The 13,071-nt window shown below is 44.1% G+C and carries 6 protein-coding genes; 3 read left to right on the top strand and 3 right to left on the bottom strand.

Translation table 11 applies throughout. The features are described 5' to 3' along the window. The first annotated feature begins 192 nt into the window (after positions 1-192). Together EI981_RS02335 and EI981_RS02330 are read left to right on the top strand one after the other, a co-directional pair. Positions 193-1,323 carry a response regulator gene (locus EI981_RS02335; protein ID WP_227011655.1) on the top strand — a complete coding sequence of 377 codons (1,131 nt, stop codon included), beginning with the start codon at positions 193-195 and terminating at the stop codon, positions 1,321-1,323. A gap of 308 nt (positions 1,324-1,631) precedes the next feature. Further along, positions 1,632-6,164, top strand: a complete 4,533-nt coding sequence (locus EI981_RS02330) for a SpaA isopeptide-forming pilin-related protein (RefSeq protein ID WP_126995082.1) — start codon at positions 1,632-1,634, stop codon at positions 6,162-6,164. Positions 6,165-6,254: 90 nt separating this feature from the next. On the opposite strand, the gene EI981_RS02325 is transcribed toward EI981_RS02330, so the two are convergent. Further along, positions 6,255-6,593: a DsrE family protein gene (locus EI981_RS02325; RefSeq protein WP_126995080.1), complete on the bottom strand. Its 339-nt coding sequence runs from the start codon at positions 6,591-6,593 to the stop codon at positions 6,255-6,257. A gap of 209 nt (positions 6,594-6,802) precedes the next feature. On the opposite strand from EI981_RS02325, the gene EI981_RS02320 reads away from it, so the two are divergent. Beyond that, the gene (locus tag EI981_RS02320) at positions 6,803-7,576 is read left to right on the top strand and encodes a Cof-type HAD-IIB family hydrolase (protein WP_126995078.1); all 774 of its coding nucleotides are present in this window, start codon (positions 6,803-6,805) and stop codon (positions 7,574-7,576) included. A 511-nt stretch (positions 7,577-8,087) separates the two neighbouring features. On the opposite strand, the gene EI981_RS02315 is transcribed toward EI981_RS02320, so the two are convergent. Together EI981_RS02315 and EI981_RS02310 are read right to left on the bottom strand one after the other, a co-directional pair. Beyond that, positions 8,088-11,387: a chitinase N-terminal domain-containing protein gene (locus EI981_RS02315; protein WP_472794707.1), complete on the bottom strand. Its 3,300-nt coding sequence runs from the start codon at positions 11,385-11,387 to the stop codon at positions 8,088-8,090. Positions 11,388-11,612: 225 nt separating this feature from the next. Beyond that, positions 11,613-13,070 (bottom strand): extracellular solute-binding protein, encoded by a 1,458-nt coding sequence (locus tag EI981_RS02310; protein ID WP_126995074.1) that lies wholly within the window; start codon positions 13,068-13,070, stop codon positions 11,613-11,615. Position 13,071: the final 1 nt, after the last annotated feature.

The following is a 13,071-nucleotide window of genomic DNA, read 5'->3' as shown; positions in this document are numbered from 1 at the left end:
ATATCTATTTAATCCAACCATACACCGATTGGTGCCATAGGAGCAATCCTCGGAGTAGGAGCTGATTACTGCTAATCACTGAGCCTAACATGGTGATAGATTAATCGCCCATCGATTAAATCTGCTTTGGACATACGGGCATGCGCTTGTTAGAATGAAGGAAGAATTGACCGGAGGTGCAGGGAGAGAGATATGGGAATGAAGGTAATTATCGTAGACGATGAAAGCCTTGCTATATTTAAAATGGAGAAGTTGCTGAAGGAACAGACCGTGGTCCAGGATATAGAAATCATCGGTTCCTATATGAATCCCCACGAAGCTCTTGAAATAGCCCAACGACAATTTCTGCAGCTGGCTTTCTTGGATATTGAAATGCCGGAGATCAATGGCTTTGAATTAGCCAATCAACTGCTGAATATCCAGCCGCATATTCAAATCGTATTCACCACCGCCTTTCAGGAATATGCCTTGAAGGCATTTGAAATCAACGCGCTCGACTATTTATTGAAGCCCGTGAGCCAGGATAGGTTAATTATCACCCTACAACGCATAGCATCTTCCTTACAAGTCTCTGCTGGAACGAAGAACGCCGGGTCGATCCAGCTTAACTGCTTACAGAGTATCCATTACATTGACGCTAATGGGGAAACGCAGTATTTTGCCTGGAGAACACTCAAAGCACCGGAGTTATTCGCTTATTTACTCTATCACCATGATAAGACCGTGACCAAGCAAGACTTGATCGACTTGTTATGGCCCGAATATGATATTGAGAAGTCAACTGCGCAATTACATACAGCAATATATCAGATTCGCAAGGTGCTCAAAGAAGCAAGGATTGAGCTTGAAATTAAGTACAAGGATAGCGGATACAGTCTGTTGCTGGGGAACCAGCGACTGGATGTTGAGGCCTGGGAATCCCAGGTGAATCAAGCTCCGCCGGTCACGGCCGAGACTCTGGAGCAGCATTTATTGATTCTGGAACTATACAAAGGAGATTATCTCGCAGACCATCGATATGTATGGGCCGAATACGAGCAGGAACGTCTCCGCTTAGTCTGGCTGGCCCATATTAAGCAGATCGCGGAGTTCTATTTGCAACGGGCAATGCATACTGAGGCGATATCACTATACCAGAGAATCGTAGACAAATTACCCCATATGGAAGACGGCTATTTCGGATTAATGCAAATCTATTCTACATTAAATCATCAAGTTGAAGTCAGGAAGATGTTCCAGATCCTCACCAACAGGCTGCAGGATGAATTCGATGTTACCCCGAGCCAAGAGCTCATAGATTGGTATTCAAAATATAGCAGATGAATATAGCAAATTGACTTGAATTAGAGCGATGTGTTTCCCAACAAAGGGAGCACATCGCTTTTTTCTATAAGGCAAATGTTCAGAAAATATTCAGTGACCTATTTTATAGTAATTTGGATAAGTATCGACCTGAATCGACATCGTTTGGGGATACTCACACTTCCTGTAGGCACAATCGACAATGATTGATATCTACCGCTTACTAGGAGACAGGTCCAGCAAGGGAGGTAGATTGTGAGATTATCGAGATACTTAGCCTTTGCATGATTCGGAATCTATAAATTAAGGAGAGGTGAAATCACTTAGTTATGAAGAAATTCAGAAGACCATTATTTTTATTTCTAGCTATAATTCTAATGCTGAATATCGTACTCCCTTCTTCAATCACTCGTGCTGAGGGTGAGACCGAAGATGCTATAGTCACTCAAGAGAGTGTAACAGATGATGTATATGGCAAGAACGCGCTCCTTGGCACTGGAATTGAGATTACAGAGAATCTGATTACAGGTGTTAAAATTTATAACCAACAACCCATTGTTGAAAATGACGGAACGATTATTGTACAAGGCAAAGAAATCCAGGATGTTCGGCCTAAACCTTCTGATGAAGTAGCCATTATTTATGACTGGTCCTTGCCGAATGATCGGCATACATATGACGATGGATCGACCTACACTTTTTATCTCCCTGAGGAGTTCGCCATACCGTATGAATTAAAGGGCGACTTGACCGGAGGGGTAGGAAAATATGTCGTTACCGAGGATAGACAAGTAATCTTTACATTTAACGATCAAATTCGCGGACAACAATTACAAGGACAATTCTATGTGTGGCTGTCTTTTGATCAATCCAAGCTTGGAGAAAGTCTGAAGCATAAGATTGAATTCAGTTCTGTTGGTCAGCAGGATATCACTGTGAATTTTGCCAACACGGCCGACAGTAAGCTCAAGAAAACAGGAGCTGCCAACAAAAAAAACTTTAACTCCGATGAAATCGAGTGGACGATTGAGTTCAACCAAGGAGAGCAAGAGATCAAAGGTGCCCAGCTCACGGATAATCTTGGAGATGGCTTGGAGATCAAAGGTGACATTACGATCACTGTGATGGAAGTTCTCTTAAATGGGGATTTAAAACCAACGAATAATGTAAGAACGGAAACGGCCTTCCCTATTAATCTAGGGGATACCAATAAAGCCTATAGAGTGACTTACAAGACAAGCGTTGAAGCTCCAACAGAAGGACCGTTTAAAAAAAGACCTTTCACGAATACCGCTACACTCACTGGAAATGACGGATACTCGAAAAGTATACCAAGCAGCGTAGAAATAAGTTTCAATGAACCTCTGAACAAGAAGGTTGGAAACACTGATATTATCAATACCAGTCCTGGCTCCAAGTGGATCGTCGATTGGTCTATCGAGTATAACTATAACCAGCAAAAGATAAGCCAGCCTATTATTAAGGACACGTTTGGACCGTCAAACGGGGTCCATCTCAATCTAGTTAATGACAAAGTCAATGTATACAAAGTTGACATTGATGATAATGGCAACGCTACTCGAGACGCTCTGATCAACGAGAAAGAATACGATTTGAAAATCCTGAAGGACGCCTCTGGATTTGAAACAGGCTTCACTTTAGAGTTTAATAACGAGATCACCGAGGCTTATGTCATCGAATATCAGACGGAAATAACGGAGCGTATTTACAGCGGTCAAGATGTTAACAACTCCGTGACTTTCGGAACAATAACGAAATCAGATCATAAATGGCTTAATGAACGGATCTTCAAAAAGAACGTAATACGCGAGGATTTTAACAAAAAGGAAATTGAATGGGAGCTTGTTCTCAATGAGGATAAGTTCGATATGTCCGAAATTAAGATCCAAGATGATTACGCGGGCAGACATATGGAGCTGCTCAAAGATAGTATTAAGGTGAATCAACTGAAGCTTGAGGATTCTGCCTTTGAGCTGGAACCAGGTAATTATAGTGAAGGATTTACACTCAAACTAAAAAACGGAGAAACAATCAATGATACAGTTACCATCACATACGTAACATCGTTTGATCCTAAGGCGGGCAAACCGGCAGAAGGGTTATATAAAAACATAGCAACATTGTCATGGGAAGATATAAATGGGCAAAAAAGTCTTGTAAGAGAAGACTCTGTCCAACCTCAGGACTATACCAATAATAACGGTAGAAAAACAGGCGAGTATAAGGCTAAGGACAAAGCAATCACTTGGACGGTTATTGCCAACTACAATCTATTTGATGTGAAGGATGCTATAATCACAGACTCCTTGAAAGGCGATCAGACGTATATAGACGGTTCCTTCGAGGTTAATAAGCTCACCCTAAATACGGAAAATAATCAGGTAGGTTTAGGTGATCCCGTTACAAATTATGAGCTTAAATTAGCTGATGATCGTAAAAGCTTCGAGTTGAAGCTTGGTGATATTGGCGAAGTAGCCTATCAAATCAAATACAAAACGAGTCTTAATGGCGACTTCAATATTAAAGGGGAGTATTCCAATAATGCAGCGCTATTTGATGGAAGTCAGGAGCTCTTTAGTCAAGAAGGCAAGGTAACACCAAAACACGGCGGCGAGCTGTTATACAAGACAGGAGCCCAAGTCAGCAAAAGCGATAGAGCCTTGTGGACAGTTACTATGAATCCTAGCCAATCTTATATTCCAGTGGGTTCCGAATTAACTGATACCTTATCTGACAATCAGATTTTATTAGCGGATTCTTTAAAACTGTATGAAACAAACCTTCCTGAAAACAACTCTGGAAATATTCAGAAAGGATCTCAGCTTAATAAGGATGGCAATAATGACAATGACTTCTTTAAGCTGGAGGCTGAAGGCAATACCATCACTCTCACATTCAAGAAGGAACTAAAGACAGCATATATCCTTGAATATGAATCATTTATTAATACAGATACTGGCCAAAGACTCAAGAATAAAGCCGAATTTTCCGGTATATCAATCTCGTTCATCGGTGAAGGTAATGAGGAAGGGATTAAAGTCTCGCTTGCTGGAGCAGGCGGGGGAGCCTCTACCGGAAGTGGAAAACTAAAGGTTCTGAAGGTAGATGATTTGAACCATCCAATTAAAGATGTTGTATTCCAGCTATGGAACGCATCTAACACCACTTTGCTTGAGACACTAATCACTGACGAGAAGGGGGAAGCCTCTACCGTTAGGAATTACCGACTCAACAGCACTGATGGCTTGCCCTATATTTTAAAAGAAGTCTCTACCCCTAGCGGTTATATTAAAGATACGGAATATGCTGCCGGGAAAACAATCTACTTCAAAGATTCTGACGAACCATTTAAGGTGATTAATGAAATTATTCGTCAAGGGTTCGAATTAACGAAGGTGGACTTGGCAGATTCGAGCAAGACCTTAAAAGGAGCAAAATTCGTATTAAATCAAATCACTAGCACTTTTCCAAATGGTACTCCTATCGATATTTTAGAAACGGATGATAGCGGAAAAATTGCTAAAGGTGATTTAGAGCCAGGGAGATATCAACTGGTTGAAACCAAAGCTCCGGAATTTTATAAATTAGATTCGACACCTATCACCTTCGACATTGTAGAGAATCAAACCGCAATCAAAGTACTAGAGAAAACCAACGAATGGGGTTCCAACGCAAAACTGATCGTAACCAAAGTGAATGCCAAAGATCAGTCCGCCATTGAAGGCGTTGAATTCGAGCTTCGCGACAGCTCCGATACGCTTGTCGGTCAAGGCGTTACCGATAAGGACGGCCTAATCGTGTTTGAGAATCTGAAATACGGCAACTATACGCTGGTTGAGACCAAGGCCGACGGCTTCGTCATTGAACAGGCTAAGACCGCGGTATCCATTATTCAGCCGGAGACAAACCAGACGATTGTGAATAAGGAGAACGACCGCTCCGTTAAGTTAACCAAATACGACTCAGGCAAAAATCTTAAGCTTCAGGGCGCTGTTTTCGAGTTATGGGAGCAATCGATTCTCTTTGATCAGGAAGGAAACTATCTATATCAAAAAGTTGCCGATATTGACGAGTCCAAATTGACTACGGACAAGAATGGGGAACTCTTCTTAGATGACTTGAAGCCGAACAAATATCAGTTCATCGAAGTCAAAGCACCTGCAGGGTACTTATTGGATAAGACACCAGTACCATTTGAAATTACGGATAAACAGACAGAAACTGTGTTCGTAGAAAAGACAAATAATAGAATACCATCCACCGGTGGTGGGAATGGCGGCGGTGGTGGCGGAGGTACTCCTTCAGTGGATCCGAATCCGACTCCTAAGCCTCCAGTAGATCCGGACAAGGAAGTTGGTCCTGGTGAGAATCCAGATCCAACTCAGCCGGAAGGGCCTAAGCCAGGAACCGAGGAGCCTAAGCCTGAGCCGGAGAAGACAACTAAGCCAACAGATAAGGTGCCAGCAACGAATAAAACGCCGATCAAAGGCAAGGTTGAAGTTCCTAAGAACAGCACGCCGAAAATTAGCGAGAAACCTAAGAACGGCAAAGTTACTGTAGACTCCAAAGGAAATTGGGTATACACGCCGGATAAAGGCTACGTAGGCCATGATTCCTTTAAGATCAAGGTTACAGATGCGCTAGGGAACGAGGTTGAATATGAAGTAGATGTCGATGTACTACCTAGTGCGGACGGTACGTCAACGAAAGGGAACTCTGGGAAGATGCTTCCTAAGACAGGCGAGTCCAGCCTTCTCCCTATCCAATTGACGGGTCTGGCACTGATTGCCCTTGGTATCTTCCTCTATTTCTTGAGAAGGAAGCAATTGCAGCATAAATAGAAATCTGCATTGTTCTTAATAGCAAAGAACCAGCAGCCCCTTGGCTCTGGTTCTTTCTTATTTTTTATATCATCGTATCATTCTGGTAAGCTACGCGATTGTGACAACTTCGTATTTTTCAGCAAGTTCCATGAAATATCCCATACTGGACACTTTCCCGGCCACTAACTTATCGTGAATTTTATAGTAGTCAACGCAAGTCCCACAAGCAAATACAGGAACCCCCTTGTCCTCAAGCTCCTTCAAATGCAGAGATGCAAAGGATTGCTCCGTTAATGCCAGCACCCCCCGATTCACGCAAAATACCGCTGCCGGCAGAGTCTCGCGCTGCTTCAACAGATTTACATAAGTCTCTAGCAGCTGCGCTCCGAGCTCCTTATCTCCATCCCCAAGACTATCCGTCGTCAGAAAAATAACTTTGTTGTTCATGCTTTTCATCCTTTCATGAATCGGTCATCTATTAGATAATTGTACTATATCTATATAACCAGAGTCCGTGTACATTTATACTTCACACTATAAATATTGAAGTATATATAATATTAATCCGCTTGTCTCCAACTTGCCACCTACTCAAGCGGATGGTATATTACGACCATATTAATAGAGAGATCTCAGAGGATAGGAGAAACGAATGAATGGACTATAAAATCGCCTTTTTTGATATTGATGGTACGCTAGTGAACGACGAGAAGAAGATTCCGCAGGATACCATTGAGGCGATCGCCGAGGTCAGACGTCGTGGAGTTGAACCGGTTATCGCTACTGGCAGAGCGCCGTATTTCTTTGAGAGGCTGGCTCAGCAGTTAGCCATTGATTCCTATGTTAGTTTGAACGGCGGCTATGTCGTATACCAAGGGAAACCGATCTATCAACACCCAATCCCCCGTGCCGATGTAGAAGCGCTGGTCAAGCTCTCTACGGAGCATTGTCATTCCCTTGTCTTTGAGGGGAGTTCTGCCTTCTATGCAAATAGTGAGATCGATCCTTCTGTTCAAACCTCCGTGCAGTCACTAAAGGTTGATCTTCCCGGCTATGACCCTGACTATTGGACAAAAGAGGACATCTATCAAATATTCCTCCACTGTGAGGAGACAGACGAACATTTGTATCAAGAGCATATTCCCGGACTACGTTATATCCGTTGGCATAAATCCGCTATGGATGTCCTTCCCGCTGATTCATCCAAAGCGATTGGAATCAACGCGATGCTTCGCCTATTAGACCTCTCACCTAAGGAGTCTATTGCCTTCGGCGATGGCCTGAATGATAAAGAGATGCTAGCTGCGGTGGGCCTTGGCATCGCGATGGGGAATGCCCATCAGGATCTGATCCCATATGCAAACTATGTAACTACCCATGTTGATCACGGCGGCATCCTCAACGGTCTGAAGTACGCGCAAATTTTGTGAAAAGTAGTGCGGATTGGCCTTTTATAACTTCAAATGTACAGGTAGCCTACCTCGCACACGCTCAACACGTGCTGGCACCTGGCCCACACCTGAACAAAACTGCAAAAGTGCAGGTATTCGGGAGAATAATCGCCAATTTTCGATAAATTGATGTAATAATGCAGGTATTTCCACTAAATCTACCCCCAATTAACGAACTTTCGGGTCAAATAACTGCATTTTTGCAGGAATATGGTTAGCTAAGTATGCGGTAAGCGAAAAAAGATGTACTTTTGCAGTTTTGGGGCTACTTAAGTGATGGTGGTCTTCATTCAATGCGAAGCTTGTTCAAAAAGGGATTGGCCGAAGCCATTCCCTTTATTAAATTCATATTCGACAACACCGTAATAGTTCCTGTTCATAAATTAATATGCCATCTTGAACAATCACATAAGAAGAGGGGATGCCCCTAAAGTCTATAAAGACTTGGGACATCCCCTTAACTGTCTACTCTATTAGTTACGTCTTTCCGCTACTTCGTTACACGAACCACAACGGTCTCACTGGAGGTGATACCTGCGGCGTTCACCAGTTCAGCGCGGTATTCGTAGGATCCGATCGCTTTATCAATTACCTTAGTAACTGCCCGTTGGGCGGAAGGTGTGTTGATCGATAAAATCTGTGTATCAACCAATACCCCATTTTCGTAGAGACGATACTCCGAACCATTCGTCCCCCACCACAGATTCATCGATACGTTATAGTTGCCGTCGCCATCCCAATTGTCCTGTGACAGAACCGGCTTACCAGGAGCGGCATCGGCAACCACGATGGTCAGCGGATTGGACTTCGTGGTTCCTTGCGAATTGATCAGCTCTGCCGTGTAGACATAAGTCCCATTCGGTCTGCCGGTAATATCAATGCTTACAGACTGAGCTGATGGCGATACATCCTTTAATTCATTTGTGCTAATCAGTACGCCATTCTCATACAGCTTGAACTCCGTACCGTTATTGCCCCACCATAAATTCATTGTGATCTTATAATTTCCGTCCCGCAGTCCGTTAGAATGTCCGCTCGTCGAGGATAATACAGGAGTACCTGGAGCACCTTTCGCAAGCGGTTGGCCAACCTGGAAAGCAATACTCTTCTCCGTTACATTGCCAGCCAAGTCTGCTACCACATATTTCACAGTATGAGCGCCCACACCAAGGTCCTTCGCGTATACTATTTGTCCACTTTGAATTTCTCTTCCATCTACCCACAACTGCTGCGTAGCTACCCCGGAACCTGTATCCGAGCTGACCAGCTCAAATTTCAGTACATCCTGCTCCAGTACGTCGCCTACAGCTTTCCCCGATTGAGTTAGAACCGCCGAAGGCGCGGTCAAATCTACTTTGACTTCAATCGACTTGGCTTCTTCTACAAGACCATTCGTACCAACCGAATAATAACGAACCGTGTTGATTCCTTCGGTAGTGATAGAGACAGGTCCTGTATAGACTGCTTCTGTTCCGCCATTCATTGCATATTTCGTAGTTACTTCGCCAGACCCCTGATTATCAGTGGTCAGAGTAAGCACCACACCCCGATTGAACCAGTCGTGATCATTAGGTACTTCAGACAGTGCCACTGAAGTTACTGGCGCTAAAGCAGCTTCCGCAAGAGAGATATCGCTCGCTCCCCGCAGCTTCAATTGATATACGCCTTTAAAAATAGCGGAAATCCCTCTCATATCTACGATTTGGCCTTCCTTATAAGGGAAATCTGCCAGCTGAATGCCTGTTCTTGCATCAACACGGACATGATTGCTGATGCCGTCGCTTACCGCATCAAATTCAAAGGATCCTGCCGGTGAAGCAGTGATAATATTATGAATTGTTGCCTTTTTCAATTCAACCAGTTGGCCTTGATTATCGGCATTAACGGAAGCAGCCTGCTTCGGCAGAGGCAGTTCTGCTGTTCCCACCTTCTCGATCGCAATCGGATCGGCCAGCTCTAGCTCCGTATTGTAAAGCGCTAGAGGAGCGGTAATCTTAATAACATCCCCTTGATGGAATCCGCTGGTGCTCTGAAATACGTATATACCTCCGGTCTCATCCTGCATGTAGAAGGCTTGTCCCCCATACACGCCCGGTTCAGTCGTAATCGTACCTTGTAGCGTAACGAGGCTTCCTTCCGACTTGCTTCTTCCTTCTGCGATCGTGCTCAATGCCGGAATCTGGTTAGGGTCTCCTTCCTCCGGAAGCGGTTCGGCAGGTACATCTGCTAATGATACCGATGTAGTCAACAAATTATTGCCATTCTGTCTTAGACGAAGACTGGCGGCCCCTGCTGTACCTGGCTTAATGCGAACCGTCAGATCCTTATATCCACGGCCTTGACTGTTCGAAGTCACACTAAACGTCTCGCTATATCCATAAGCTGATGGCCAGCTTCCATTTGCATTCTGAACCTTGGCCACCTGTGTACCGCCAGTCAGATAAATCCCGACACTCAAGCCTGACACTGTGGAGTTAGCCGGCAGATGATCTACCGCAACGCGGACTTGGAAGTCCTGTGCGTTCGGAAGAACCGTTTGATGCACGAACGAATAGGTTGCATTCGCCGTTGCCGCTGGTCCACCATACGAACCCGGTTTGAATGTCGATGAATCCCACCACTTATAGCCAGCAGCTGGAGCAGACCATGGTTCGGCCTGTGGCTCAGTTGAAGCGGCAGGTGTCTCGAACGGAAGCAATTCTGTCTTCGTATCAAGCTGTAAGTTGTTCACTTGATCCAGACTCGTATAGCTCTCCTGCTTCGACAGCCAATCTACCAAGTTCAAGAGCAGTGTTGCATCATCTTGCTCTTTGAAGCCATCATAAGTCGTCTTCTTGGTTCCTGTCTCTTCACGCAGGTATTTTGGGGAGGCATCCTCTACAGGCGAGGAATCCCCAATGAATGCTGCCTTGCCCGTGCCGAGCTTGGATACGGCAACATACGGGCCTTCAGCCTTGCCCCCGCTATTATAGACGCCTTGATCCACTGCACTAGCCCAGGCATCCTTCGTCTTCGGCAAGTAGACAATCCCTTTTGCCTTGTTCGGATCGATGATCGCCAATGTTGAACCGGCATGCATCGCTACCGTAGATACCCCTTGCGTAATGCCGAAGGCTTGGTTCGGCGCAACGATATCATTAGCCGTAATATCGCCAAGTGCGTTATAGCGGAAGCGTACGCCAAAGTTGTCCGCGAGCCAGTCAGAGCTAACAACGCCTTGCATCGCTGCTGAATTTTTCTCCTCAGCGTTCATTCCCTTCGCTGGATCTTCCCAAGCTCCACGGCGATACCCATTGATAGACTCCGAACCGTCCCAACGATTCTTGTTGCGGTCCGCATTATAATGGTCGCCAATGAAGAAAATGCTGCCTCCTGCCTCTACATATTGCTTCATCGCCTGCTGCTCGCTCTGCTTAAATGGAATGTTAGGCTCGGCAACGATGAACACCGAGTAATTGCTCAGATCGCTATAAGTAAATGAAGTAGACTTGCGAAGCTCCTTCACATCATAGCCACGATTAGCCAACGCATTACCGAAATCCGAGAAGCCGCCGTCGATGACCCAATCCGCAGCACCTGACGTTTGACCGTGTGTGTTGTCGAAGAGCACTTTTTTTCCGGCATTCTCATTAATGACCTTGGCCGCAATAAACGGCGCAGGATCACTTGGTCCTTCTGCATGAGCAGACGGAACCTCTTGACCTAATCCCAATTGAATCGATAGTGCCAATGATAGAGCAATCCCTGACTTTACCCATTTGGAGATGACTCCATATAATTTGTTCATCATTTCCCTCCGATTGATAATGACTTGTACAACATCTTTATTCTTGCATCGGATTATTATAGGAGAACCAAATGATGTTCATATTTATGTAAATTAGATAGACCATATACTCCCCGGAAGGAGAATATTTTGTAGGTAATGTACAAATGTTCATAAAAATAAGGTGTGCACGGGTCATATGAATGACGTACGTGACACACCTTATTTTGTACTTCTAATTTATTCATCTCATTGCAATTCCTTAGAACTAACAGAATCCATAACTTGGGCTCGCCGCTCATTAATAAGTTGTACAATTCGCCCGCAAGCCTCCCCGGGACCCTCTATGTTCATCCACATCAATTGCATCTCATTCCGCAGCAAATCGAACTCACTCGTATTCATCTTTAATTCAAGCAATGTCCTAGTATACGGCATAATCTCCTGAAACACATTATAGTTCTTAGGGTGTATCGCCCAATCAAGTAATGAATCGTCTTCAGCTACATGCTTTAACGCGGGAATCGTGCAGCCCAGCTTCTTGATTAAGGTTTGGGCCTCAGTCCCAACCATAAAATCAACGAAGCTCTCTGTCAGCTTCAGGCGCTGACTATTCTTGTTAATACCCAGTCCGCCTCCTAGCAGCAAAGTTCCCTCCGACTTCTGTTCTGGTACCGGACATACATTCCATTGCATTGTGCTTCCTCTGAATTCATTCATGAAGTAATACGTACTAAGGATCATGGCTACCCGTTCCTTCACAAATAGAGCTTCAGCCATATACTCACTACCATGCGAATAAATCGGCGAGACCTGTTCCTTATACATTAAATCCAGACAAAATTGCAATGCTTCTATTGTATTTCTATTATCTATATTACATTCATTATTATCGGAAATCAGTGTTCCTTCATTCTGAAGCATAAATACAGGCCATCTATGAGGAGAAGATGAGAAGCAGAATCCATAATGATCGATCCGGCCATCCCCATCTGTATCCTTGGTACAGGACTTAGCCGTATCAACTAAGGCTGTCCAGTTATGAATAGGATCCTGACCGCTGATACCAGCTTGTTCGAACAATCTTTTGTTATAGCAAACTACAACAGGCGAGAATAAAAAGGGAGTGATTATCGGCTGTCCATCATACTCAAATAATTCATACAACTTGGGATAACTATCTGTCTGTGGATCCATTTTATCTGACAAATAAGGATGAAGGAGATGAGCCTTTCCCATATCTAGCAATTGTCTAAAATGGCTGTCTGAAATCATAAATACATCAGGGCCGTCTTCACCCTCAATGAGCTGAGTAATACTCTCCATATAACTAGATTCGGGAATAATAGAGAGTTCAGCCTCGGCAAATGGCTGAGAAGCATTATATTTCCCGATGATTTCCTTAACAATTTCTAATTCATAAGAAGTGGAGAACCATGCGAGTCTAATCTTTTCCTTGACGGGCAAACCATCTTTAGGAATAGTGACCCGATTCCCCTTACCTGTGATTTTCTCAATAAGCCCCTCTTCTACGAGTTCGGCTAATACCTTACGAACGGATACTCGGCTAATATTATATTTCTGACTTAGCGTGTTCTCAGGTAATATATATTCATTTGGCTTAATCTTACCGCTTAATATTTCACCGCGCAGATCGTCTCTCAAAGTCTGATAACGTATTAAGAATTCGTTTTTTCTACTTAACACA

Origin of the sequence: Paenibacillus lutimineralis (assembly GCF_003991425.1) — a bacterium.
Lineage (GTDB): Bacteria > Bacillota > Bacilli > Paenibacillales > Paenibacillaceae > Fontibacillus > Fontibacillus lutimineralis.
The sequence above is the reverse complement of the archived record's forward strand: the minus strand, read 5'-3'. Positions and strand labels throughout refer to the sequence as shown.